The following is a 26,953-nucleotide window of genomic DNA, read 5'->3' on the forward strand; positions in this document are numbered from 1 at the left end:
AAGTTTTATATTTTTTCTCACAAAGTAGAAGACTCAAAAATAGAAAAGGGAAAGCGTCTATTATTCCCCAAAGCGTCGCATAACTAAAGATGCATTTGTTCCGCCAAACCCAAAGGAATTAGAAAGAATCGTATCAATCTTCCGTTCACGTGGTTTATGGGGAACAAGATCAATTTTCGTTTCAATTGATGGATTATCAAGATTAAGTGTTGCTGGCGCTATATTATCTCGTATAGCGAGTACACAAAAGATAGCCTCCGCTGCCCCTGCTGCACCCAATAAATGCCCAACAGATGACTTTGTTGATGACATGGACACTTGTGGTGCATAATTTCCTAAAACACGCTCAACAGCTGCCAACTCTATAACATCAGCCATTGTTGAAGTACCATGGGCGTTAATATAATCAAGTTCGCTTACATTCACTTGCGCACGCTTGAGAGCAGCTATCATACTACGTTGCGCACCCTCACCACTTTCTGAGGGTGCCGTAATGTGATAAGCATCGCCAGATAAACCATAGCCAATAACTTCAGCATAAATGCGAGCTCCCCGTTTTTTTGCATGTTCAAGCTCTTCTAAAACAACAATTGCAGCCCCCTCACCCATCACAAAGCCATCCCGATCTGCATCATAAGGACGTGATGCCCGTTCAGGATCATCATTACGACGCGTTGAAAGGGCTCTACATGCAGAAAAACCTGCAAGAGAGATTCGATTTATCGGAGACTCAGTGCCTCCTGCTACCATTACATCCGCATCACCAAATGCAATTAAACGCGCCGCATCACCAATTGCATGTGCTCCCGTTGAACAGGCTGTCACAACCGAATGATTAGGACCGCGCAAACTGTATTTAATAGACACATAACCAGAAGCAAGATTAATAAGACGTCCAGGAATAAAAAAAGGAGAAACACGGCGTGGGCCTTTATCACGAAGCGTATAACCAGCTTCTACAATACCCTCAATGCCACCAATACCTGAACCAATTAACACACCTGTGCAAATCTGATCTTCATCACTCTTAGGAAACCATTCAGCATCTGCAAGAGCTTGATCAGCAGCAGCCACTGCGTAAACAATAAATGCATCAACCTTACGTTGTTCTTTGGGATCCATATGCAAATCAGGGTTATATGTACCATCTGTTCCATCACCTAAAGGAATACGAGCGGCAATCTGGCACGGCAAATCAGACACATCAAATTCAGTAACACGCCGAACACCACTTTTTCCTTCAAGAAGTCGTTTCCAACTATATTCGACATCACCAGCTAATGGAGACACCAACCCTAAACCAGTAATAACAACACGTCTCATAATTTCTAACCTTGAACTGGAATCCATATTTCAGAGTCCTATTCAAAAGTAACCTCTGAAAATAAAGACAAAAGCATTATACACTTTTGTCTTTCAGTCATTACGCAGACGCTTTATCAATAAACTTTACTGCATCACCCACTGTGAAAATCGTTTCAGCAGCCTCATCTGGGATTTCCACGCCAAACTCTTCTTCAAAAGCCATCACGAGCTCAACCGTATCAAGGCTATCTGCTCCTAAATCATCGATAAAGCTTGCATTTTCTACTACTTTATCTGCACTCACCCCAAGATGCTCCACGATAATTTTCTTAACGCGTTCTACTGTATCACTCATGTTGAATTCCTCGAATTATATTATTTTCCTATAGTTTGGTTAGCTATATCGGACTATCTAATCAAGCAATGAATACATTGCTCTCAAGATTCTAGTAGCAATTTTAAATACCCTGTGGATATCCCCTAAAAAATGAACCAATCTGACATTCCGACATAAATTGATCAACCTACAATATTTACAGAAATGGATGCATCTTTCCACTTCATTGATATTATCTAAAATAATACGACTTATAAATCAATGTAGAATAAAGTAAATACTCAGATCATTGCCATTCCGCCATTGATATGAAGTGTTTGCCCGGTCATATACGCTGCTTCATCACTAGCCAAATAAACAGCTGCAAACGCTATTTCCTCTCCCATTCCCATACGCTTCATTGGAATTGAGGCCATAATATTTTCCTTTTGCTTTTCATTAAGCTTATCGGTCATAGCCGATTTAATAAATCCTGGAGCAATACAATTTACAGTGATGTTTCGTGAGGCAATTTCTTGCGCTAATGCTTTTGAAAAACCTATTAAACCAGCTTTTGCTGCACAGTAATTCGTTTGTCCAGGATTTCCAACAACACCAACTATTGATGTTATGTTAATAACCCTTCCATAGCGACGACGCATCATCGAATGTGTCAATTCACGAGTCAAAATAGAAGCAGCTGTTAGATTGACTTCTAAGACATCATCCCAATCTTTATCTTGCATCCGTACAAAAAGGCCATCTCGGGTGATTCCAGCATTGTTAACCAGAATATCAACACCATCCATTTCTTTTTCTGCTGTTTCAGCCAGTTTTTTTACAGATTCGCGCTCAGAAAGATTAGCTGGAAATACAAAAACATTTTTTCCCAAATCTTCAGCCATTTCTTTAAGCTTATTTTCACGCGTTCCATGAAGCCCAACAATAGCTCCTTGCGCGTGAAAGCAACGCACTATTGCCTCACCAATTCCTCCCGATGCTCCTGTCACAAGAGCTTTACGACCCTTTAATGAAAACATTTTTTAGACTCCTTATAGATTAAACGCCAAGCATCTGTAGTGCTTTTTCTATTTCCTCAATTGTTCCAATTGTTAATCCCTTTATATCCTTGTTAATACGGCGGGTTAAACCCGTTAACACTTTCCCAGAACCAACTTCAAAAAGTGTATCAACTCCATTTGCAGCGATCCACTCTATCGTTTCACGCCATCGCACTCTCCCTGTAACTTGCCGAACAAGAAGCATAGTAATCCGTTCTGGGTCATTTTCCGGTGCAACAGATACATTGGCGATAAGAGGAACAATAGGATTCGCTTTATTAACTGTCAAAAGTGCATTCTTCATGGCATCCGCAACGGGTTGCATTAAAGATGAATGAAAAGGAGCAGAGACAGGGAGAAGAATTACGCGTTTAGCCCCTTTTTGTGAAGCAATCTCCGCCGCTCTCTCAACCGCTTTTACCACACCTGAAATAACAATTTGTCCCCCTCCATTATCATTTGCAATCTGGCATACCCCATCCTCAGAAACAGTTTTACAAATTTCTTCCACATCTTGCTCATTCAAACCAATAAGTGCTGCCATAGCCCCTTCTCCAACAGCAACAGCAGCCTGCATGGCATTTCCACGAATACGTAAAAGCTTTGCCGTATCAGTAAGACTAAATGTACCAGCAGCACAAAGAGCCGAATACTCTCCCAGAGAATGCCCTGCAACAAACTTTACCTTTGATCCTATATCAAGGCCTAATTGTTCCATCACACGGATAATGGCCATGGATACCGCCATTAATGCTGGTTGGGCATTTGCTGTTAATGTCAAAACATCTGATGGCCCTTCAAAAATGATATCTGATAATTTCTCTCCTAAGGCATCATCAACTTCTTCAAAAACCAGCCGTGCAGCAGCAAACTGCTCTGTAAGTGCTTTGCCCATACCCACAATTTGGCTTCCCTGTCCTGGAAAAATAAAAGCTGCCACCATGTATCGACTCCTTAATTAAATTATTTTCTTTTGATCTTATTCCTTCATACGAATCAAGATAAAGTACCTTACTTAGAGAGTATATCTCTCTTAAAGTTATATTTTAATGGTGGGATTTGATATAAGAACTTAGGGAAATATGGTGCTATAAACTGAATAACACCCCACGCTGTCAAACAGCCCAAAACTATACCAGCTAAAATATCAAAAGGATAATGAACACCAACAAAAATACGCCCCCAACAAATCAAGCACAAAAAGACTAATGCAAACTTAGAAGAAACTCTATACCCATAAAAATAAAGTGTTGCCATATAAGATGCAATCGTTAAGGCGTGATTACTTGGGAAAGAAGCGGTTGCACGATGCTTTATTAGTGGTTTTATCAACTCTACAACAAATGGACGTGGATGAAAATAAATAAGGGAAATAAGATAACCTATAAAAAGGGACACACCAACGCTCACGCAAATGCTTAACGCTACATGTCGTTCCATATTTTTACCACAAAACCACAACACAAAAAGATGTAGTGGAATAATATAAATCAAAAACTTAGCGCAAAAAATGCTAAAAAAAACTAAGCCCCACCAAGATTGATGATGATTAACAAGCATTTCAAAAAGTGCAGCATCAACCTGGTTTAAAAAATCCATTACGGCTCTCCTTCATTTATAGCCTTATCTTTTTTGTAAGAAAGTGAAACGTATAAAAATATATCAAGGTTTGATAAAACAATATTTTTTATGCGCATCAACTTGCTATTTTTCAAGATAAGCTGTAAAGGTCAAATGTTTGTTACCGGTATTTAGCTGGAGGTTGAACGGAGGACTGAAAACAAACCAGTAGGAGACGCAATGTTTCCGGCCTCCTGTGTCTCCGCTCTCGGATGTCTCGAATTATAAACGCGTCCTTTCTTCTTTGGATCTCCAGAAAAGACAAGTCGCAGAGGCTTTGCGCTAAAACCAGTAAAACTTAATTGGAGAAAGGCAAAACTAATGGCTCTTTATGAACATGTGTTTCTTGCCCGACAGGATATTGCGCCACAGCAAGTTGATGAACTTTTGAATCTTTACAAAGGTGTCATTGAAGCGCATGGTGGAAAAGTTGGGCGTATAGAAAATTGGGGTTTACGTCCCCTCGCTTATCGTATTCGCAAAAATCGTAAAGCTTATTACGTACTGGTTAATATTGACGCTCCAGCCATAGCAATTGCTGAGGTTGAGCGTCAAATGCGAATTAATGAAGATATTTTACGTTACATGACTATTCGTGTGGAAAAACACGAAAAAGAAAAATCTGCTATGCTTTCACGTCTTGATCGTAATAGCCGTCTTGATCAAGGTGAAGAGGTTCCTCGCTCTCCGCGTCGTCAACGTGAAGATGCTATAGAAGGAGGAGAATAATGACCGATATGAATCAAACTGCAACACGTCGCCCTTTTCATCGTCGCCGCAAAACGTGCCCGTTTTCGGGTGCGAATGCTCCTAAAATTGACTATAAAGACGTCAAACTGTTGCAGCGTTACATTTCAGAACGTGGGAAAATTGTCCCTTCACGGATTACAGCTGTCAGTCAGAAAAAACAACGTGAACTGGCTAATGCCATTAAACGTGCTCGTTTTTTAGGTTTACTTCCATATCTTATTCGATAAAATACTAAAATCCTACTGAGGGAAGTTCATCCTCCCTCAGTTACTTTTCTCATATAGTTTAAAAAGATAGCTCATTATTAAGTCACAAATAAAAAATACTAAAAGTTGAGGCAGTGTCATGTCTCTAACTGCAGAGGGCAGGACAGCAATCAATGAAAAACTTTCATGTTTATAGGATAATGACTGGTGTTTTAGCAGGACTATTTTCTGTTGTGATAGCAATGGCAATTATCAGCGCTACGAATATTGCCCCCTATATCTCTCTTTTTCTGAGTTGCTTTCTCTCATTTCCAATTTTTATTGTTGCGTTTGGTCAAGGAACCCTTGCCAGCCTCATTGCTCTCATAAGTGCAACTATTGTTCTTGTTATAACCACTGATCTCTATACCGCTTTCGGCCTTATGCTGTTATTTTTTCTTCCTGCTGTCTATGCATCTTGGCTCCTTGGGCTCGCTCGCCCAATGCCAAAGGAAAATACACTGACATGGTACCCGTTATCATCGGTTATTTTTCATTTAACTAATTTTATTGCTATTATAGCAACTTTCATTGGATTTTATATTCAAAATAGCCCCTCCCCTCCCCTCATCGCACAAAACATCGCTGCAAATATAGCACAAGCTATGCAACAATCGCAATCACTTAAGGAAACTAATATAACTGCTTTTCATGAACTTTTAATGGCGCATGCAGCGACTTTAACCGCTATTGCCGTGACCACGTCTAGCTTGATTTTTCTTATCGGAAATCTTTATTTTTCAATGATCATAGCAAGACATATGAAGTGGTTGAGAAGACCCAGTGATGATTGGAGCCAAACTCTGCGCATTCCTATCTCTGGCATTTTTATTTTTGTTGTTGTTTGTATAGCATCAATGATTGAACTAAGCTCTCCTGTTAATCTGAGCACGCGCGTCTTTAGCACAGCATATACTGTCGTTATATCAATCAGCGGTCTCTCCTATCTCCATAATATCACGAAGGGCGTAAACGGTCGCACAATTATACTTTCTCTTGTTTATATTGCCATTTTGACCGTCGTTTTTGCTCCACCTGTTTCTTTTATGATGCTTTTAATGGGGATTTGGGCAGCTATTCAATACAATTTTCATTCACGCAAAAAACTTCATTAAATTTATTTTATTCGAAAGGAAAAACTATGGATATTATTCTACTTGAGCGCGTTCCTCGTCTTGGTCAGATGGGAGATATTGTCTCGGTTAAAGATGGTTATGCACGTAATTTTCTCTTACCTCAAGGTAAAGCTTTACGCGCAAATGAAATTAATAAAAAACATTTTGAAATACAGCGCGCGCAACTCGAAGCACGTAATCTTGAACGCAAAAATGAAGCACAAAAAGTTGCTGAAAAGCTTGATGGTCAATCATTTATTGCTGTTCGTTCAGCTGGTGAAACAGGACAACTTTACGGATCTGTATCAACACGTGATATTTCTGAAATTATAACAGATGAAGGATTTTCTATCGGACGTAATCAAATTGAACTAAAATATCCAATAAAAACTATTGGGCTCCATACGATTACTCTTAGCCTGCACCCTGAAGTTCAAATTTCTGTGACCATTAATGTTGCACGCTCTAGCAATGAGGCACAACGCCAAGCAGAAGGTGAAAACTTAACCTCTGCTGAAGCGATATATGATATTCAAGAAGAGTTAACAGAAGAGAATCAGGAAGAGTTATTGGCGGAAGAAAGTTCTGAAAAAGATAAAAACAGCATTAATGAAGAAGCTTAATTTTTATTTCCTTATCATTTAATATAGTAACATATGACAAAAATCTTAAGTACTTTAGACTTAAGATTTTTGTTATTAAAATAGTGAAATTTTTATAAAAAAATCACTATTTTATGTAAAAATATTCTAAAATAGAAATTATAAATACATTAGGAATAATTCTATACATTGTTAAAACAAAACTTAAACCTTATTAAATTTCCGCTTTTTGAATAGAAATATACTTATATAGACTGGTAAGTTTCTTACATACTTACTGCATTTGACATTATTCAAATTATAAAAACACAACATTATCCATATTGATATTGGAATCTCGTCAATCGACGACATCAAAATATAGCATTCTATTTTTTAATATTAAAAGTGCACTTTGAAAAAGTGTACATATTTTCTAACTTTTTCATGTTATAAAAATAAAATGTAAAGAAATAAGTCGCATATGAATAATTCACAGATGATAAATCAGAAACTGAAAACGACCTAAGAAATCGAAAGTGTAATTTTAAAGGGGTATTTTGTTCCTATCATTTTAATGTCCCCCTAAAGTAACTAAATATGGAGTTTTAGTGGAAAAAGCTGTTATGGAAGAAACAAGCATTGTTAATTTAAACTCTTCGCAAAAAGAAGCCTCTTCTTCTTTTCGACAACTTCCGTATAATATTGAAGCTGAACAAGCCTTGCTTGGAGCAACACTTGTTAACAATGATGCTTTCGATCGTGTTTCAGATTTTCTAAAACCAGAACATTTTTTTGAACCATTGCATCAAAAAATCTACGATGTATTGTCTCGTCTTATCAAAAAAGGAAAAGTTGCAGATCCAATTACTATAAAACCCTTTATCCCAGCTGATGAAAAAATTGGAGATATCACCGTATATAACTACCTTCTTCGTTTAGCAAAAGAAGCCGTAACAATTATTAATACCGAAGATTATGGACGCGTTATCTATGATCTTTTTATTCGACGTTCCTTAATTAATATTGGAAACCAAGTTGTCAATACAGCTTTTGAGGCTCCTGTAGAGCTTACACCAACTCAACAAATTGAAACTGTTGAAAAGCATTTGTTTGAACTAGCAGAAAAAGGGAAATACGGAGGTGGATTTGAAAATTTCAATGAAGCAATAAAAAAAGCTATTGCTATGGCAAGTGCTGCCAAAAAACGTTCTTCACACTTATCAGGGATAGCGACTCATATTAAAACACTTGATGAAAAAATGGGAGGATTACAACCCTCTGACTTAATTATCCTCGCTGGACGCCCTGGTATGGGAAAAACTTCATTAGCTACCAATATTGCTTTTAATATTGCCAATGCTTGCAATCGTAATGAAAAAACACAGGAAAACGAGGGAGGCATTGTTGGATTCTTCTCACTTGAAATGTCATCAGAACAACTTGCAACACGTATTATATCTGAACAAACAGAGGTTTCGTCTTCCGATATGCGGCGAGGAAATATTTCAGAAGAGCAATTTGCAAAAATCGTCCGTTCTATGAATCATTTACAAAAAGCACCGCTTTATATCGATCAAACTGGTGGTATATCAATCGGACAACTGGCTGCCCGTGCAAGGCGGCTCAAGCGACAACATGGTTTAGATGTCTTATTTATTGATTATATTCAACTTATGACAAGCAGTTCAAAACGTTCATCAGAAAATCGCGTTCAGGAAATTACAGAAATTACTACAGGGCTTAAAGCGTTAGCAAAAGAATTGAATATCCCTATTGTCGCTCTTTCACAACTTTCGCGTCAAGTGGAAAATAGGACAGATAAACGACCACAGCTCTCAGATTTACGTGAATCTGGTTCAATTGAGCAAGATGCTGACATCGTTCTTTTCGTGTATCGCGAAGAATATTATTTCAAAAATGAAGAGCCTAAATTAGGCACTCTTGAACATACAAAATGGCAAGATGAAATGGATAAAATTATGGGGAAAGCTGACGTTATTGTTGCAAAACAACGCCATGGACCAACAGGAACCGTTCACCTTGCCTTTCAATCTGATTTTACACGTTTTAGTGATTTGGCAGATAGTCATTATCTTCCAGAGCAGATTGGTTAAATCTGCCATGGCACGTAATCGACTTCAATTTATCTGCCAAAACTGTGGAACTGTCTATTCACGTTGGACAGGAAAATGTAGCTCTTGCGGCGAATGGAATTCTCTTATCGAAGAAAATGTAAATAGTGGAATCGGTACAGGTCCTATGAAAAATGTTCGTAAAGGCCGTGTTGTCAAACTTACGTCTCTTTCTGGAGATCTTCAAGATGCGCCACGTATTCATTCTGGTATTGCCGAGCTTGATCGTGTTACTGGTGGAGGCTTTGTCCGTGGATCGGCCCTCCTTGTTGGTGGAGACCCTGGTATTGGAAAATCGACATTGCTGACACAAACAGCAGCAGCATTATCACAACAGGGGTATAATGTCATCTATGTTTCAGGGGAAGAAGCTATTGCGCAAATCTGTTTACGTGCTCAAAGGCTTGGAGCTGCTCATACAAAAGTAAAGCTCGCCGCTGAAACCAATGTTGAAGATATTCTTGCAACTTTAAGTGAACATAAAAAACTTGATATGGTTATTATCGATTCCATTCAAACTTTATGGTCAGATGCTGCTGATTCGGCACCCGGTACCGTTACACAAGTGCGCATTGGTGCTCAAGAAATGATCCGTTTTGCAAAAAAAACAGGAGCCGCCGTTGTTCTTGTCGGCCATGTTACAAAAGATGGGCAAATTGCTGGTCCCAGAGTTGTCGAACATATGGTTGATGGTGTTCTCTATTTTGAAGGTGAAGGTGGACATCATTATCGTATCTTGAGAACTGTAAAAAATCGCTTTGGACCAACGGATGAAATTGGCGTTTTCGAAATGTCTGATAAAGGATTACAAGAAGTCATCAACCCATCTGAGCTCTTTCTGGGTGAGCGGAATGAAAAAGCACCAGGGTCTGCTGTTTTTGCAGGAATGGAAGGAACACGCCCAATATTAGTCGAAATTCAAGCGCTTGTTGCCCCCTCTTCACTTGGAACACCGCGGCGCGCTGTTGTAGGGTGGGATGGAAATCGTCTTTCAATGATTCTTGCTGTTTTAGAGGCTCATTGTGGTATCCGCTTTGGACAACACGATGTCTATCTTAACGTGGCAGGAGGCTATCGTATATCAGAACCAGCTGCAGACTTAGCTGTTGCATCAGCTTTGGTATCCTCTCTTGCAAACATTCCTCTTCCAATAGATTATGTCTATTTTGGTGAAATCAGCCTTTCAGGGGCAACCCGCGCTGTTGGACATTCAGCACAACGCATCAATGAGGCAAAAAAGCTTGGTTTTCAAGGAGCAATTCACCCTACCATAACAACAGAAATGGCAAAATTATCTCATTTTCAACAAAAAACATTCTCCGACCTTCCTGAATTGGTTGCCGCTATTACTTCAGGTAAAAAACGATCTACACTATAGATATAATAGTATAGAAAAAATCTATAAAATAAAAAATACCCTTGTTATAAGAATAAAAAATAGCATAACAAGAAATGCATTTGTATACGAACTTAAAAGAATAAAACTTTATCTATAAGGAACAAACAAATGATCATAACAACCCTTGATGGAATTGTCATAGCAGTCATTCTGTTATCCTCTTTTCTCGCTATGATCCGAGGTTTTTCACGCGAAGTATTATCCTTGATTTCTTGGGCAATAGCGGCTGTCGCCACACTCTTTTTATTCAAACCTGTATTACCCTTCTTTGAACACTATCTCTCTAATAAAATGATTGCATTGATCACAACGCTGGTCACAATCTTTGTTATTATTCTTATTATTACTTCAATCATTACAATGAAAATTTCCGATTTTATTATAGATAGTCGAATTGGTATCATTGATCGTATGGTTGGTTTTATATTTGGAGCACTCCGCGGTTTACTTATTGTCGTTATAGGCATATTACTTTTAAATGCTCTTATAAAACCTGAACACCAAGCTTATTGGTTAAAGAATGCGGTAACAAGGCCTTTCTTAGATTCGCTGGGACAGAAGGTTTGGGAAATACTCCCCAAAAATCTCGATACTGTTCTTGAAAAAACAGAAAGTTTTTTTAAAAAAGATGATGTTAGTAAACAGAATATACACTCTTATAAAAATAATCTGGAAAAATCATAGAGCGTTTGTTAGGAACGAAAGTTTCTGAATAATGGACATAAATATAATTATTTCCTATATCACAAGTGAAAGAATATGATGACAAAAAGCGATTTTTCCTGCCAAGCTATTTCACTGGATGACGATAACCTTCATGAGGAATGTGGTGTTTTTGGTATTCTTGGTCATGAAGATGCAGCCACATTAACAGCCCTTGGGCTTCATGCACTTCAGCATCGTGGGCAAGAAGCAGCAGGAATCGTTTCTTACCACAATAAAATGTTTCATCAGGAAAAGCATCTTGGTCTTGTTGGTGATCACTATACAAATCCTGCAACACTTGCTCGTTTACCAGGAAATCGTGCTATCGGACATACGCGCTATTCAACAACTGGAGAAATAGCATTACGCAACGTTCAACCTCTCTTTGCTGAATTAAAAGCCGGAGGTATTGCTATTGCCCATAACGGCAACCTTACCAATGGTCTTACGCTACGCCGTGAACTCATTGCTTCTGGTGCTATCTGTCAATCAACATCAGATTCAGAAGTTTTTCTTCATCTTATTGCACGCTCGCGTCATGAATCATCATCAGATCGTTTTGTTGATGCTATTCGGCAAGTGAAAGGTGGATATGCCATGTTGGCACTCACACGTACCAAACTTATTGCTGCACGCGATCCGACAGGTATTCGACCTCTTGTGATGGGTGAACTTGATGGAAAACCTATTTTTTGTTCTGAAACCTGTGCACTTGATATCATTGGTGCAAAATATATTCGTGATGTTCAAAATGGGGAAATTATTATATGTGAAATACAAAAAAATGGGGAAATTACTAAAAAAATTATAAAACCAGAAAACCAAAAACCAGAGAAGCTTTGCCTTTTTGAATATGTCTATTTTGCACGTCCTGATTCAATTGTTGGAGGACGAAATGTTTATACAGTCCGCAAAAATATGGGAATTCATTTAGCACAAGAGGCTCCTTGTGAAGGTGATGTCGTTGTTCCCGTTCCTGATGGTGGAACGCCTGCTGCTATTGGCTATGCACAAGAAATTGGAATTCCTTTTGAACTTGGCATTATTCGTAATCACTATGTTGGTCGCACCTTTATCGAACCCACACAACAAATTCGTGCTTTTGGTGTAAAGTTAAAACATTCTGCAAATCGTTCTGTCATAGAAGGAAAACGCGTTATTCTCGTTGATGATTCTATTGTGCGTGGGACAACATCCCTTAAAATTGTGCGAATGCTTCGCGATTCAGGAGCAAAAGAGGTCCATATGCGCATTTCGAGCCCTATGATTTTTTATCCAGATTTTTATGGCATTGATACACCTGATATTGAAAGCTTATTAGCTAATCAATATCCAGATTTAAAATCCATGTGTCATTATGTAGGCGCTGACTCATTAGAATTTCTTTCAACAGATGGCCTTTATATGGCCGTCTCAGGAGAAAAAAGAAATAACGCTGATCCACAATTTACTGACCATTACTTTACTGGAGATTATCCTACAACTCTGGTAGATCAAGACAATATACCCCAAATTCATCAATCATCTGTTCTTAAAACAAGAGATTAGTGATGGTAAAATTTGATTTTAGTCTTTTAGGTCGTGTTGCACTTGTTACCGGTGCTTCAAAAGGTATTGGTTACCATTTAGCACTAGAACTTGCTGCACGTGGTGCTCACATTATTGCTATCGCACGAACAGTTAGTGGACTTACTGAACTTGACAATCAAATTCGAGAAAAAGGTGCCCATGCGACGCTTGTTCCACTCGACTTACATCATATGGACAGCATTGATACTCTCAGCGTTTCTATTGCTGAACGCTGGAAAAAACTTGACATTATGGTTGCGAATGCAGGGATTCTTGGAACACTTTCACCAATAGCACATCTTGAAAAGACAGTATTTGAAGATGTTTTGCAAATGAACCTTATAAGCCAATGGCGCTTAATGAAAGCCGTTGAGCCCTTATTACGAAAATCTGATGCTGGACGAGCTCTTTTACTATCCTCAAGTGTTGCTCATGTTGCTCGTGCTTTCTGGGGACCTTATGCAGCTTCTAAAGCTGCTTTAGAAGCTCTTAGTCGTTGTTGGGCTGAAGAATTAAAGCAAACACCTATTAAAGTTAATTGCGTGGACCCTGGTGCAACACGCACTGCCATGCGTGCCCAAGCCATGCCTGGAGAAGACCCTCAAACCCTTCCTTCACCACAGGAAGTGGCTGCAAAGATAGTGCATCTGTGCTCACCTGATTTAAAAGAGACAGGCAGACTTTTTAATGTTCGTAAAAACAGATTCATGAACTATCATGCACCTGATTAAAATATCGATTTGCAAAAAACTATTATTTTGTAAATGAAATAGGAGTTCTGAGTATTGTAGTGCTATCTCTTCTCTTTCTATTGTTAAAAGCAGCCAATTGCTTAGATCGCGTGTAATAAAATTGCGTTAAGAAACAAGTAAAGGTGCCTGTCATGTGGTGTCCCAAAACAAGAACTGATGACATCTAAAAAAAGCTGATGTTCATACAACAACATGTTCATTTATATCTTTATAAGCATCCTAATGGTTACTATACAATGATTTTGATTATATAATTTATTGATTTGTATATATAAATGAGCATTGAAACATCCCTCCTTAATAAGATAGGCTGCTCTTATTTCAAACCTATTTATATTAAATCAATCACTTACATGTTACAAATAGGGCTGACGTGTAGCAAAAATGATATGAGAAAAATCAAAAATAGCCCTAATGAATCCACTTAATGCAAAGGTTATAGCGATATCCAATGTATTAAAACATAAAATAATGACATCCACTTGCTCTTTCACAAGCATAAAAATAGTGTGATTCTATAGCTTTTATGCCACAGCATTCACCAAAATGATATCGCAATATGAGCTTGAATACAGTAAGAGGTGTCTCATTAAAGCAGGCGAATGATTTATATCCTTCAAAGTCACCGTTTTGAAATAAGATTGGGCGCCACAAGAAAAATTCTCAAAAATAAATTTATGAATGATCCGCGCAATATTATACTCCTCCTCATAAACAGTGTGCTTCTATTATTCCTAGATACAGAAAAGAATAACCAATCTGAATTGAGTTTCTCTCCTCTTCCCCTCTCCTTAAAAACAGAATAAAAGCCTTATGATTCTGGGATAGTCTTATCGTTGGCCTTTTCGTCTTCTAAGGTAGCTCTTTTATGATAAGCTACAAAACTACAAGGAAGAAAGATCATATAGCCCACAGCTGTAACCAATAAGGTGTGCCACGTATAGGTTGCAAGAAAACCTACATAAATAACAACACCCAGCATAGCTGGTACGACGATATCACGCCTCAAATTTTGATCAATTGTTTTTGCATTCCACACCGGTAAACGACTCACCAAAAGAAAAGCAATAATCACAGTATAAAGACTGAAAAATAACGCCCAATTCCAGCTTGGCACCAAACCAAGAACCCCTAAATACATAGGTAATAAAAGCAACAATGCTCCTGCTGGCGCAGGAATACCAATAAAATAACTTTCTTTCCATTTTGGTAAATTGGCATTGTCCAACATAACGTTAAAACGTGCCAACCGCAAACAACAGGCAACACAATAAACAAGCGCCGCAACCCAACCCACTTGGTGAGCCTGTGTCAAAACAAAAGAGTAAACAATAAGTGCAGGTGCAACACCAAAATTAACCACATCAGCAAGAGAATCCATCTGCGCCCCAAAAGATGAACTTCCATCCATCAGACGAGCAATACGTCCATCAGTACCATCTAAAACAGCTGCCAATAGTACCATTAAAATAGCCGCTTCATAGCGATGCTCAAAAGCCAAACGAATACTGCTCATTCCTGCACAAATCGCCAAAATAGTAATAATATTAGGAATGACATATCGCATCGGTGTAGGCGAACGTCGCCGACTTGCAACATCATCATGCTGCCCCTCAGGGTTGAATGAAGAAAATAGCGAAAAAAATTTCATTGTTCGTCCTAATCAAATCTGAAGTCAATTGCAGCGCTCTTATCATCAAAAGAAGCCAAAACTGTTTCTCCCGCAACTGCTGTCTGTCCAACAGCAACACGCAGTCTCACCTCAGTTGGTATATAAATATCAAGCCGAGAACCAAAACGAATTAAACCAAATCGTTCTCCAGTTATAACGGCATCATTTTCTTTTGACCAACAAACAATACGGCGCGCAATCATCCCAGCTATCTGCACCACACCAATTTTACCATGTTTACTGTCAATCACTATCCCATTACGCTCATTAAACTGGCTCGCCTTATCAAGCTCAGCATTTATAAACCGACCTGGACGATACATAATCGATTCTATTGTACCACTTATAGGAATACGGTTGATATGGCATGAAAAAATATCCATAAACACAGAAATACGGATCATTTCTTGGTTCCCTAACCCCAATTCTTCAGGTGGAACACATGGTTCAACGAATGAAATACGTCCATCAGCAGGAGATATAATCCAATTTTCATCCAGAGGAATCACACGATCTGGATCACGAAAAAAATATATACACCACACTGTGAGAACAAGACCACACCAAAACAACGGCTCCCATATCCAGCCAAGAACCAGAGAAATAACAAAAAACGCTATAATGAAAGGGTAACCTTCTTTATGAATTGATACAAAGCTATTATGGACAGATTGTAGAATACTCATATAATTTCCTATTCATCGATATGATCTAAACAAGTCATAAATCTTTTTGTTCCTTCCCTCATTTTTTATATTTTCCATATAAAGCTTAAGCTTATTTTACGCAGCTTATTTTTTACGATTAACAACCCCTAGCTCGTCTTCTTCACGCATTTTACGTAATTTTTCTTCAGCTTGCGATGCTTCAAGTTGCTTGTTCCACATTGAAGCATATAAACCTTTCTTATGTAAAAGCTCTGCATGTGTTCCATTTTCAATAATACGACCATTTTTGAGAACCAAAACTTCATCAGCATTGATAACGGTAGAGAGACGATGAGCAATAATCAATGTCGTACGTCCACGACTAACGATATCCAATGCCTGTTGAATTTCCTGTTCCGTTGCCGTATCAAGTGCTGCTGTTGCCTCATCTAAAATAAGAAGTGGTGGGGCTTTTAACAGTGTTCGTGCAATAGCGACACGTTGCTTTTCACCACCTGATAGTTTTAGCCCCCGTTCACCTACCATAGATTGAAATCCTTCTGGAAGAGTCTCAATAAAATTTGATATTTGTGCCATTTTCGCAGCTTCGCGCATCTCTTCATCCTTAGCATTTGGACGTCCATAGCAAATGTTATATGCAATGGTATCATTAAATAATACTGTATCCTGCGGTACCATACCGATAGCTTCACGCAAACTCTTTTGCGTTATATCACGGATATCCTGTCCATCAATTGTGATGGCCCCAGCATCAACATCGTAAAACCGAAAAAGTAATCTAGAAATCGTTGATTTACCAGCGCCTGAGGGCCCAACAATTGCAACTGTTTTGCCCCCAGGAATTTCAAAATCAATATCTTTCAAAATCTGGCGAGATGGATCATAGGAAAATTTTACCTGATTAAACCGAATAGTGCCACTATTCACGACCAATGGTTTAGCATCTACTTTATCAACGATTTCTTGCTTAACATCTAAAACATCAAACATGGCTTCAATATCAGTTAAACCTTGTCGAACATCACGATAAATTGAACCAATAAAATTCAGTGGAATAGAAAGCTGCATTAAAAGCGCATTAATAAAAACAAAATCTCCTAAAGTTTGTGTCCCATGTAAAACCTCATAAGCTGACATCAACATTAAAATCATCATCCCAATACCAAAAATAAGGGACTGACCCAAATTAAGCCAGCTTAAGGATGTCCAAATCTTCGTTGCCTCTTTCTCATAATTAGCCATAGAATTATCAAATCGACATGCTTCTAAAGATTCATTACTAAAATACTTAACTGTTTCAAAATTCAAAAGAGAATCAACAGTGCGTGTATTCGCCTCAGTGTCTGCTGTATTCATTTTTTGTCGAATAGAAATCCGCCAATCGCTTGCCTTGATTGTAAACCAGCTGTATAAACCAACCGTTATTACAACTATAAGGAGATAATCCAATCCATAACTTATATAAAATACCAGTGCTGTTAAAATAAACTCTAAAACTGTTGGCACTGTATTGAGAATTGAAAACCTAACAATAGCTTCAATTCCCTTTGTCCCGCGCTCAATAACACGAGAAAGCCCCCCCATTCGTTTTTCCAAATGAAAGCGCAAAGATAATTCATGAATATGTATAAAGGTTTTATAAGCTAACTGACGAACAGCATGTTGACCAACCGTTGCAAAAAGAGAATCACGCAACTGATTAAAGCCAGCTTGGGCAATACGTGCAACATTATATGCCAAAACAAGCATAATAGGCGCAACCCAACTGGATGTTCCCCACGTAAAGAACTTAGAGCGTATATCAAGTGTATCAGTAGCATATTTAAAAAAATAGGGGACAGATATGAGAATCAGCTTAGCTATAACAAGATAAAAGATTGCCCACAGAACACGCATTTTGAGATCGCGGCGATCTGATGGCCACATATAAGGCCATAAATTATAAAGTGTGCGGAGAGTTTGTCCTGTATCTGATGACACAGTTTTTATCATTTCATTACGTTTCATAAAAGCCTTACTTTTTTGTTATCCCCTTAACAGGCATTATAATATTCCCCCTCTTGCCATATAAGATCATACTATCTTTTCTATACGCTTCCAATCAGCGTTCATACGGATTTTCAAGGTTAGACTGTTTTGGGAAAAGGAACAAGAAATAATCCCTTATATGGTTTATTATTTTGCTCTGTACGTTCATACCATTCTACCGCAAATAAACTCTCAACCTTTACCTGCTTCTTTTTTAATTCTTCTTGAAGCCAAGTTTTTGATTTACCAATCTCTTCAAGCCCCTTATCAACAAATTCTCCATTTTGTACTAAAATAACAGACTTTTTGCCCTCTTCCTTTTTGACAACGGAGCAATCACCATTGATTTCTAAATGAACAAAAGCCGCTTCATGTAAACTACAACCTTTAATTCGCAACATTGTAATAAAATCATTGACGCTAATACCCAAACTCTTAATTTTATCTATTCGGAAGACACCGTCTAAAACTAATGTAACATTTTGCCCTGTAACAAGACGACGAAAAAAAATTGAATAGCGTGCAAATACATTAAGAGATGTTACCAAAGCCTGCCAAATACACAAAACAACCAATAATCGGACACTACTAATATTCGGATTATAAATAACCCCTCCAATAATCCCCCCCATAACAAAGTTGCTGATTAAATCAATAGGGGTCATTTGACTAAGACTACCACGACCCGTCGTTCTTAAAATGAATAAAAAGGCAACAAGACCAACAGCTAACTTTAGTGCAATATATCCGTAATTATAGATGAGTTCCATCACATTCTCCCTTTTTTATGAGAGCTGCTAAAATACGAACTTTATAATCGTTTCACTTCCCATATCGTTATACGCTCACCAGTCTGTGGATCTTTTTTATCTTTTAAAATAATCCCCTCAGTTGCAAGCTCATCACGAATGATATCCGCAGCTGCCCACTCTTTATTATGGATATGCCGTAACCTTTCGACAATGCGTTGTTTAATAAATTTTGAATCAAGAGAAGTTTTTTTTGTAAATAATGGACAATCCACCTCTCGAATCCACTCTTGGCGTAATAACCCCAATAAACTCATCCCATTTGCAAGTGCTACAGCATCACCTATTTTGTAAAACTTTCGCAAAAAAGTAAATGCATTTGGAGTGTTAAGATCATCACTTAGTGCATCTATCAAAGTGGTATCAAGAGCTTCACTATTCTCCACACACCCCTTTTCACCACGGAGAAATTCGTACCAACGGTACAGCTCACCACTGGAATGGGCTAAACGCTCAGCTGTCCAATTTAATGGTTCTCGATAATGTGTTTGTAACATCGAAAAACGTGCAGATAAACCAGCCCAACTTTGCCTAATTTCACTTGAAAAAACATCATTCAGTTCAAAAAAATCACTCTCTAAAACAGAACGAATAGTGATAAAATTTCCAAGGCTTTTAGACATCTTTTTTCCTTCAACCTGTAAAAAACCATTATGCATCCAAAAATTAGCCATTCGTTCAGTTCCAAAAGCTGAACAACTTTGTGCTATTTCATTTTCATGATGAGGAAAAATCAAATCAAGTCCACCGCCGTGGATATCAAAAATATTTTCTAGTGGACCATCACAAGCCAAACCACCACCATAGGGCTCCAATAGTTTTGCCATTGACATAGCAGAACATTCAATATGCCAACCGGGGCGACCTAAAACAGGAATTCCTGCCGGCGATACCCATCCTGGTTCTCCCTCCGCAGATGGCTTCCACAAAACAAAATCCATTTCCTCCCTTTTATAAGCAGCAACATCGACACGCGCCCCTGCTCTCATTTCATCCAATGAACGTTTTGCAAATGTCCCATAATAAGGAGGTTTTTTTACGCTGTTTACAGAAAATAATATATGATTTTCTGCTTTATAAGCATGTCCCTTTTCAAGCAATCTTTCAATCAAAGAGCGCATTTCGTCTAAGTGATCCGTCGCGCGCGGTTGACTGGTTGGCAATAAACATCCAAGTGCTATTGTATCTTGCTGAAATTGAGAATATGTACGATCTGTCAAGCGACGAATAGCTTCATTAAGGGCTAATTTGGGATATTTGCAAGCTGCTCGTGCATTAATTTTGTCATCTACATCTGTAATATTACGCGCATATATAACATGGTCATTGCCATAAACATGACGCAATAAACGAAATAAAACATCAAAAACAATGACAGGACGTGCATTCCCTATATGGGCATAATCGTAAACGGTTGGGCCACAAACATAAAGACGTACTTTCGCCACATCTATTGGGGTAAAGTTTTCTTTTTTACGTGTCAGCGTGTTATAAAATCGCAGCTCTCTCATACATTATACTCCGTTAGCAGTCTTACTCACCGCTCTTTTAGATATATCCCACCCTAAATCATTGCATTTATGCTGTTTAAACCAGAATCTTTACGTATCTTACACAAAATTCCCACAGTCACCTATGGTATCTCATCTGTATCCAGCATCTGTTATAAAAACAATCCAGTTTGTTTGATTGAAATAAGAGTATCCTATAAATACCTACTTGACTCTTATGAAAAAATTATCACGGACAAAAATCTACGATGCGCGATATAGTGTTAATTTACATTACATACAGAAAATTTTAATTACGCAAAGCACCACTAGAATCTTCAATATTTCTATGACACTTTTCCGATTACCCTTTACGCCCTAAATTTTAGGATACACCCCTTATTGCTCATAGCACACAAACCATTCGATCTGTGGTTATAAATCATACAAAGATTTATGAAATAGGAAGCGAACACATAAATGCGTAATTTATTGATAAATAAAATTTTTTTAATATTTTTTTTAACAACTATACCAACTTTTGCACAACAACAACCACCCTATGAGGAAAAACTACTCCGACTCGCAGAAATTTTGGGATCCTTGCATTATCTACAAAATCTTTGCAGTATGCCAACAAACCAATGGTATGATTATATGCAAGCCCTGATTGAGTCAGAACAACCAAATCCAGAAAGACGCGCCTATTTTTATGAAGCATTTAATGAAGCGTATCGTGCTTTTTCAGCAAATTACCATCGTTGCACTCAAACAGCAATTGAAGCAAATCGAAGATATATTAAAGAAGGAAGAGTCTTATCTGAAAACTTTCTCATGCATTATAATAATCAACCGGAACAAAAATTATCAAACTTTCAAACTGATCATATTTTTAAAAGTGAAGCGATCAATAAATCATCTCAGTTATAAACTATGGCAATAGTTAAAGCACCACATCTCAGTATGCTTTTATTTTCTTATGACAAAATCACCTTAAACACCTTCTGTGTACATAAAATTATTTTATAAGGTCGTCATTGTTTGATTACGTTAAAGCTTCTAAAAATTTAACAGGCTCACCTTGCGAAGGTGTAACAATTTCGCCTTCCCACATGACGCGCATACCACGAACAATAGTGCCAACAGGCCAGCCTTTAACCTTCTTGCCATCATAAGGCGTCCAACCTGTACGTGAACCAATTAACGCATTCGTAATCATTTCTTCCCGTTTAAGATCAACAATTGTAAAATCAGCATCATATCCCACAGCAATACGCCCTTTGCAGCTTATACCAAAAATACGGCTGGGACCATGGGAAGTGAGATCAACAAAACGTTCAAGAGATATTTTCCCCGCATTGACATGTGTAAGCATAATGGCTGTTGTTGTTTGCACTCCTGTCATTCCTGAAGGTGAGGTAGGATAAGGTTGGAGTTTTTCTTCAAGCGTATGAGGAGCGTGATCAGAGCCTAAAACATCGACAATACCCTGCTGAACTCCATGCCAAAGAGACTCATAGTGTCGACTCTCACGAATTGGTGGGTTCATCTGAATCAATGTACCAAGCTGCTGATAATCATCAGCGGTTAAAGTTAAATGATGTGGCGTCACTTCAATCGTTGCGACATCTTTATGTTTTCTTAGAAAATCAATTTCCTCTGCCGTAGAAAGATGTAATACATGAATGCGTGCCTTCGTTTCATGTGCAATTTTTACCAAACGCTGGGTGCATTTTAATGCTGCAATCTCGTCACGCCAAACCGGATGTGACGATGCATCCCCTTCAACGCGCAATACTCTACGCTCTTTAAGCCTTGTCTCATCTTCAGAGTGAAAAGCTGCACGACGACGCGTATTCTTCAAAATAAGACGCACCCCCTCATCATTATCTACTAAAAGGTCACCAGTAGAAGACCCCATAAATACTTTAATACCCGCAGCACCAGGAAGTCTTTCTAATTCCCCCAACTCATGTGCATTTTCATGCGTTCCTCCAACCCAAAACGCGAAGTCACAATGCATCCGATGAAACCCACGTTTCACCTTATCCGATAAAGCTTCTTCTGTTACGGTTAATGGATTGGTGTTAGGCATTTCAAAAACTGCTGTAACTCCTCCCAAAACCGCAGAATAAGAACCACTTTCTAAATCTTCCTTATGTTCATTTCCTGGCTCACGAAAATGAACCTGACTATCGATAATTCCGGGCAAAATATGCAACCCCGTACAGTCAATCACTTCACCAGCGGATGTAGATCTCAAGTCACCAATTTCAGCAATACGACCATTTGTAATACCAATATCACGCTCAATACTTCCATCATGATTTACAACTATTGCGCCTTTTAAAATTGTATCAAATGTTTTAAACATGGCCGTGCTCCTCACATATCATTTTTTATTGATTATGTAACTTTGGGTAGAAAGGCAAGAATCATGGTTGAAAAACAAAATGCCATTCTTTTAAATAACCGTAAGGTTATTAGAATTACGGGTGAAGAAGCAACACATTTTTTGCAGACTCTTATCACAACAGATGTGACAAAAATCGATTCACAAGAAATTTTTCCTGGAGCTCTCCTTTCCCCACAGGGAAAAGTTATTGCTGATTTTCTTATAGGCAAAATAGATGACGGTTATCTGATTGATATTTCTGACTTTTTATCTGACACTTTCTACAAACGTCTACTCCTCTATAAACTGCATCGAAAAGTAGAAATTACACAACCATTACAAGATGTTGTTACAATTTATTGGAATCATGAATCAGATCCTTCAAATTTTGATTCAAGTTTTGTTGATAAACGCTTTCCACAAAAGGAAAAAATAATACGAATATATGGAAAAACACCTTTTTTTGCTTCAGAGTACCATGATGATTGGAATCGATTGCGTATTCGCTACGCAATTGCAGAAAGTGGTCAAGACTATGAAATAGGTAAAGTCTTTCCGCACGATATTAATTACGATCAAATCAATGGGCTGGCCTTTAACAAAGGGTGTTATATTGGACAAGAAATTGTTTCACGAATGCATCATCGCCGCGCAGCACGTCGCCGCATTTTAATCGTAAAAAGTCAGCATGAATTAACCCCAGGTTCTCACGTTGAGGCAGGGACAAAAGTACTGGGTGACTTGAGAACATGTACTGCAAACGAAGCTCTCGCTTTAATGCGTATTGACCATGTCAAAGATGCCATGGATAATAATATCCCATTTACAGTAAAAAATGTTCCTGTCACCATCAACATCGCAGAAAATATGAATTTTACTTTTCCTGAAAACACTGTGGAAATGCACTAATGGCTAAGGCTGAATTATCACAAAATGGAGAAGCACGCGCATGGCAAAGAATGCTCTCTGGCCGACGGCTTGATTTGCTGAATCCTTCTCCTTTTGATATTGAAATCGAAGATATTGCTCATGGACTTGCCCGCGTTGCACGTTGGAACGGTCAAACACAGGGAGAACATGCTTATTCTGTTGCACAACATTCACTTGTAGTAGAACAAATTTTTCGACAACTCTATCCTCAATCGCACAGTCGTGACTGCCTATATGCCCTTCTTCATGATGCACCAGAATATGTCATTGGTGATATCATTTCACCCTTTAAAGCTGTTATAGGCAAACAATATGAGATCATTGAAAAACGTATACAAGATGCTATTCATATGCGTTTTTCCCTTCTCGTTGATCCTTCTCAAAAGCTTTTAAAAAAAATCAAACAAGCCGACCGTATTGCTGCATTCTACGAAGCCATTACAGTTGCGGGATTTCATACAGAAGAGGCTCTTCGCTATTTTGGTTTTCCAAATAATATCTTACCCGATGAACTGGATTTGCAGCCCTATCCTACACAGAAAATTGAAAAGGCTTTCTTAACACGGTTTAGCATCCTTGATGCTCAGAGATCATAGCAATATACTCTATCATCATTCCTCATATTTTATTGTCTTTACCGAAAAAATAAGAAGTTTACACTCTTAACAATTATTTTAATATAACCATAAAAAATAAATTCTTTTCTTTTACCCATTGTTCTATAAAGATTTTTACTCTACCAATTTATTTTTATCGTAACGTGTCATCTCAGTTTAGCAAAAGCAGACATTATTGGGACATAGTCTCAATAAGAACTCAAAGAGCCTTTGTTTATTCTCTAAGGTAGTAAGAATCGCAGTCAGCATTGAATACAACGAAAAATACATGAACAAGCAAACACTCCGTATCCAAGAACGATAACAAATATTTGCCTTTTACGCTTTTTATATAAACTGGATTTTATTTTAGCTTGTAAACTTCGTTATCTGCTGGAAAACTACGAGCTATGACATCCTCTGCATAATTCTTAATCGCCAACTCCATCGCTTGTTCAAGAGTACCGTAACGACGAACAAATTTAGGAACATGTGCACCATAACCCAACATATCTTCCATCACCAACACTTGCCCATCACACTGATTGGATGCACCAATACCAATCGTTGGAATAGAAAGTTTTTTTGTAAGCTTCACCGCTAAAGGTTCAACAACCCCCTCCACAACAACAGCAAAAGCGCCTGCTTCTTCAATTGCTGCTCCATCAGCTTCAATTCTTTGCCAATCGCTTTCGTTGCGCCCTTGTGTCTTAAAACCACCAAAACGATTCACTGCCTGTGGAGTCAGACCAATATGCCCCATCACTGGAATGCCGCGTTCACACAAAAAATCTATTGTTTCTGCCATATAAACACCGCCTTCAAGCTTAACTGCACCACACCCTGTTTGTGCAAGAACACGTGATGCATTCAAAAAAGCTTGTTCTGGGCTTTCTTCATAAGAACCAAAAGGCATATCAACAACCACAAGTGCTCTTTTAGATCCACGTACGACAGCCTGCCCGTGCAAAATCATCATCTCTAAATTAACAGGAAGTGTTGTCTCAAATCCATATACAACCATACCAAGACTATCACCAACTAAAAGAAAGTCACAATATGGATCAGCAATTCGTGCAGTATAAGCCTGATAAGCTGTGAGAGAAACGATCGGCTCTTGCCCTTTTCTTGATCGTATTTCAGAAGTGGTTATACGCTTTATAGTTTTATGAACACTCATTTTCCAGCTTTCTCTTGTAATATATATTGATCGATAAGTCTCACCTCACCAAAACGAACAGTAAGGAGTAAAACTGCAGGTTTATCCAATTTTCCTTTGACCTCGCATAAAGTTTCCATATCTCGTAAATCGACTGCTTCAATAATCGCGCGTGGCTCTTTCTGTAAAATATCACGAACCGTTTTGCATAATTTATCAACCGACCGTTCACCTTTATGGTAAAGTTTCTCAGCAGCTTTCCCACTTTCAGGAATAATTTTGGCAGCTTTACGGTCTTCTAATGTTAAAGACTGATTGCGTGAAGAGTGCGCAACACCATCTGCTTCACGTAGAATAGGAACTCCAACAATCTTAACAGGAAAAGCTAAATCTTCAACCATACGCCGAATAATTACAATTTGTTGAAAATCCTTTTCTCCAAAAAAAGCCTTATCTGGCTGAACAATATTAAAAAGCTTAGCAACAACACTCGTTACACCACAAAAATGCCCTGGACGTAACTTTCCAATTAAAATACGCGACAATTTTTCCACTTTTACGATCGTCTCATTTCCCGATGGCCACATCTCTTCTACAGAAGGCGCAAAAACATATTCAACACCGGCTTTTTTTAATAAAGCACAATCGCCCATCAAGTCTCTTGGATATTGATTAAAGTCCTCATCAGGACCAAATTGCTTTGGATTAACAAAAATAGAAACCAATACTCGGTCACATACTCGCCTTGCTTTCTGGACTAATGCAAGGTGCCCTTCATGCAATGCCCCCATAGTAGGAACAAAACCAATTGAAAACCCTAAATGTCTTTCTTCCGCAAGATATTGGCGTACTTCAGTAATTGTTTTTAAAATTTGCATTTTCAAATTCTTATCATTATTTTGTACATTAAGAAATTCATACTTATGTACGGGAGCGTTGCTCAAATAACTGTATAAAGTTCATGCGCACCGATGGTTGTCTTATAGCACGTGGCTCCCAAACATGACGCATTAAAAAGAAACCTGTTAAAGTAAAACCATTTATGATGTCACGAAAACTTGTAGGACGTGTCTCTCTTTTCACAAGAAATTGTGGTAGAGTTAAAAGTTTTTTTTTCCAAGGATATCCTGCTTCCTCGCACACAGCTCGTCCTGATTTGGGTGACACATAATAAAGTTTTTCTTGACGACCTGTTGCAGCACAATGAGATAAATCAAGACCAAAACCAATTTCTTCAAGAAGCCGCATTTCAAAACGTACAAGCAGTTCTGCGATGACCGGTAGTTCATCAAAGTTTTGCATAAAAAGATGTAGCATATCATATAAAATGGGGTGTGGATCACGCTCAGGAAGAAGACGCAAATGAAATGCTATTAATTGTAAAGCATAAAGCGCTTCTGGTAAAATGATTAAACGTGCTGCATACAAATGAAGTGCTTCAAGGCGAAAAAGTCCTAAATGTTCGTCTAAACGTGCCCACCATTCAGCTTCAACAAAATTCCCAGGTTGAAGAAGAGCTGCCATACGACGCGAACGCCCTCCTTTTACTACTCCCATATAACGGCCATGCTGACGTGTCATAACCTCAAGAATAACACTTGTTTCACCATATTGGCGTGTACCAAGGATAATAGCTTGTTCTTTCCATTTCAT

Annotated in this window: 26 protein-coding genes; 12 read left to right on the forward strand and 14 right to left on the reverse strand. The window is 38.3% G+C overall.

Annotated features, from left to right (window positions below; translation table 11 throughout):
- Positions 1-60: 60 nt before the first annotated feature.
- The 5 genes from fabF to ABID23_RS02520 form a co-directional block, all read right to left on the reverse strand.
- Positions 61-1,323, reverse strand: coding sequence for a beta-ketoacyl-ACP synthase II (fabF, locus tag ABID23_RS02500; protein WP_354189007.1), 1,263 nt, complete (start codon positions 1,321-1,323; stop codon positions 61-63).
- Positions 1,324-1,423: 100 nt separating this feature from the next.
- On the reverse strand, positions 1,424-1,660 hold the full coding sequence (locus tag ABID23_RS02505) for an acyl carrier protein (RefSeq protein WP_273759517.1): 237 nt from the start codon (positions 1,658-1,660) through the stop codon (positions 1,424-1,426).
- Between the two features lie 263 nt (positions 1,661-1,923).
- Positions 1,924-2,661 (reverse strand): 3-oxoacyl-[acyl-carrier-protein] reductase, encoded by a 738-nt coding sequence (gene fabG, locus ABID23_RS02510; protein ID WP_354189010.1) that lies wholly within the window; start codon positions 2,659-2,661, stop codon positions 1,924-1,926.
- 19 nt (positions 2,662-2,680) lie between these two features.
- On the reverse strand, positions 2,681-3,625 hold the full coding sequence (gene fabD, locus ABID23_RS02515) for an ACP S-malonyltransferase (protein ID WP_354189012.1): 945 nt from the start codon (positions 3,623-3,625) through the stop codon (positions 2,681-2,683).
- Between the two features lie 68 nt (positions 3,626-3,693).
- The gene (locus tag ABID23_RS02520; protein WP_354189014.1) at positions 3,694-4,281 is read right to left on the reverse strand and encodes an undecaprenyl-diphosphatase; all 588 of its coding nucleotides are present in this window, start codon (positions 4,279-4,281) and stop codon (positions 3,694-3,696) included.
- Positions 4,282-4,623: 342 nt separating this feature from the next.
- On the opposite strand from ABID23_RS02520, the gene rpsF reads away from it, so the two are divergent.
- From rpsF to ABID23_RS02565, 9 genes are all read left to right on the forward strand, one after another.
- Positions 4,624-5,031, forward strand: a complete 408-nt coding sequence (rpsF, locus tag ABID23_RS02525) for a 30S ribosomal protein S6 (RefSeq protein WP_354189016.1) — start codon at positions 4,624-4,626, stop codon at positions 5,029-5,031.
- Positions 5,031-5,279: a 30S ribosomal protein S18 gene (rpsR, locus tag ABID23_RS02530; RefSeq protein ID WP_354189018.1), complete on the forward strand. Its 249-nt coding sequence runs from the start codon at positions 5,031-5,033 to the stop codon at positions 5,277-5,279. Before rpsF ends, rpsR begins: the two co-directional genes overlap by 1 nt.
- Before the next feature lie 152 nt (positions 5,280-5,431).
- Positions 5,432-6,412, forward strand: a complete 981-nt coding sequence (locus tag ABID23_RS02535; RefSeq protein ID WP_354189020.1) for a hypothetical protein — start codon at positions 5,432-5,434, stop codon at positions 6,410-6,412.
- A 26-nt stretch (positions 6,413-6,438) separates the two neighbouring features.
- Positions 6,439-7,035: a 50S ribosomal protein L9 gene (gene rplI, locus ABID23_RS02540; protein WP_354189022.1), complete on the forward strand. Its 597-nt coding sequence runs from the start codon at positions 6,439-6,441 to the stop codon at positions 7,033-7,035.
- A gap of 584 nt (positions 7,036-7,619) precedes the next feature.
- On the forward strand, positions 7,620-9,110 hold the full coding sequence (locus ABID23_RS02545) for a replicative DNA helicase (RefSeq protein WP_354189199.1): 1,491 nt from the start codon (positions 7,620-7,622) through the stop codon (positions 9,108-9,110).
- A 7-nt stretch (positions 9,111-9,117) separates the two neighbouring features.
- A complete protein-coding gene (gene radA, locus ABID23_RS02550) occupies positions 9,118-10,506 on the forward strand; it encodes a DNA repair protein RadA (RefSeq protein WP_354189024.1) in 1,389 nt (462 codons plus the stop codon).
- A 129-nt stretch (positions 10,507-10,635) separates the two neighbouring features.
- Complete coding sequence (locus ABID23_RS02555; protein ID WP_354189026.1) at positions 10,636-11,211, forward strand: CvpA family protein; 576 nt, start codon at positions 10,636-10,638, stop codon at positions 11,209-11,211.
- A 75-nt stretch (positions 11,212-11,286) separates the two neighbouring features.
- Complete coding sequence (purF, locus tag ABID23_RS02560; protein ID WP_354189028.1) at positions 11,287-12,780, forward strand: amidophosphoribosyltransferase; 1,494 nt, start codon at positions 11,287-11,289, stop codon at positions 12,778-12,780.
- Between the two features lie 2 nt (positions 12,781-12,782).
- On the forward strand, positions 12,783-13,532 hold the full coding sequence (locus ABID23_RS02565; RefSeq protein ID WP_354189030.1) for an SDR family NAD(P)-dependent oxidoreductase: 750 nt from the start codon (positions 12,783-12,785) through the stop codon (positions 13,530-13,532).
- An 832-nt stretch (positions 13,533-14,364) separates the two neighbouring features.
- Here the strand turns inward: ABID23_RS02565 and pssA are convergent.
- The 5 genes from pssA to cysS all read right to left on the reverse strand — a co-directional run bounded on the left by pssA (position 14,365) and on the right by cysS (position 20,241).
- Positions 14,365-15,204, reverse strand: a complete 840-nt coding sequence (gene pssA / locus ABID23_RS02570) for a CDP-diacylglycerol--serine O-phosphatidyltransferase (RefSeq protein ID WP_354189032.1) — start codon at positions 15,202-15,204, stop codon at positions 14,365-14,367.
- An 8-nt stretch (positions 15,205-15,212) separates the two neighbouring features.
- Positions 15,213-15,911 carry a phosphatidylserine decarboxylase gene (locus ABID23_RS02575; protein ID WP_354189034.1) on the reverse strand — a complete coding sequence of 233 codons (699 nt, stop codon included), beginning with the start codon at positions 15,909-15,911 and terminating at the stop codon, positions 15,213-15,215.
- A 105-nt stretch (positions 15,912-16,016) separates the two neighbouring features.
- Positions 16,017-17,900 carry an ABCB family ABC transporter ATP-binding protein/permease gene (locus ABID23_RS02580; protein ID WP_354189036.1) on the reverse strand — a complete coding sequence of 628 codons (1,884 nt, stop codon included), beginning with the start codon at positions 17,898-17,900 and terminating at the stop codon, positions 16,017-16,019.
- A 119-nt stretch (positions 17,901-18,019) separates the two neighbouring features.
- The gene (locus ABID23_RS02585) at positions 18,020-18,691 is read right to left on the reverse strand and encodes a DUF421 domain-containing protein (protein ID WP_354189037.1); all 672 of its coding nucleotides are present in this window, start codon (positions 18,689-18,691) and stop codon (positions 18,020-18,022) included.
- Between the two features lie 41 nt (positions 18,692-18,732).
- A complete protein-coding gene (gene cysS, locus ABID23_RS02590) occupies positions 18,733-20,241 on the reverse strand; it encodes a cysteine--tRNA ligase (RefSeq protein ID WP_354189038.1) in 1,509 nt (502 codons plus the stop codon).
- A 459-nt stretch (positions 20,242-20,700) separates the two neighbouring features.
- On the opposite strand from cysS, the gene ABID23_RS02595 reads away from it, so the two are divergent.
- On the forward strand, positions 20,701-21,150 hold the full coding sequence (locus ABID23_RS02595) for a TIGR02301 family protein (protein ID WP_354189040.1): 450 nt from the start codon (positions 20,701-20,703) through the stop codon (positions 21,148-21,150).
- 115 nt (positions 21,151-21,265) lie between these two features.
- Here the strand turns inward: ABID23_RS02595 and ABID23_RS02600 are convergent, their stop codons facing one another.
- On the reverse strand, positions 21,266-22,594 hold the full coding sequence (locus ABID23_RS02600) for a dihydroorotase (protein WP_354189042.1): 1,329 nt from the start codon (positions 22,592-22,594) through the stop codon (positions 21,266-21,268).
- Between the two features lie 63 nt (positions 22,595-22,657).
- Between ABID23_RS02600 and ygfZ the strand changes: the two genes are divergently transcribed.
- On the forward strand, positions 22,658-23,524 hold the full coding sequence (gene ygfZ / locus ABID23_RS02605; protein ID WP_354189044.1) for a CAF17-like 4Fe-4S cluster assembly/insertion protein YgfZ: 867 nt from the start codon (positions 22,658-22,660) through the stop codon (positions 23,522-23,524).
- Entirely contained in the window at positions 23,524-24,141 is a 618-nt protein-coding gene (locus ABID23_RS02610) for a YfbR-like 5'-deoxynucleotidase (protein WP_354189047.1), read from the forward strand. The genes ygfZ and ABID23_RS02610 overlap by 1 nt, the downstream gene beginning before the upstream one ends.
- A gap of 364 nt (positions 24,142-24,505) precedes the next feature.
- Here the strand turns inward: ABID23_RS02610 and panB are convergent, their stop codons facing one another.
- The 3 genes from panB to recO are packed head-to-tail and all read right to left on the reverse strand — an operon-like array spanning position 24,506 to position 26,953.
- Entirely contained in the window at positions 24,506-25,321 is an 816-nt protein-coding gene (gene panB / locus ABID23_RS02615) for a 3-methyl-2-oxobutanoate hydroxymethyltransferase (RefSeq protein WP_354189049.1), read from the reverse strand.
- Complete coding sequence (gene panC / locus ABID23_RS02620; protein ID WP_354189051.1) at positions 25,318-26,178, reverse strand: pantoate--beta-alanine ligase; 861 nt, start codon at positions 26,176-26,178, stop codon at positions 25,318-25,320. The genes panB and panC overlap by 4 nt, the downstream gene beginning before the upstream one ends.
- A gap of 43 nt (positions 26,179-26,221) precedes the next feature.
- Entirely contained in the window at positions 26,222-26,953 is a 732-nt protein-coding gene (recO, locus tag ABID23_RS02625) for a DNA repair protein RecO (RefSeq protein WP_354189053.1), read from the reverse strand.

The organism is Bartonella silvatica (assembly GCF_040545155.1).
In the GTDB taxonomy this organism is placed as follows: Bacteria; Pseudomonadota; Alphaproteobacteria; order Rhizobiales; family Rhizobiaceae; genus Bartonella; species Bartonella silvatica.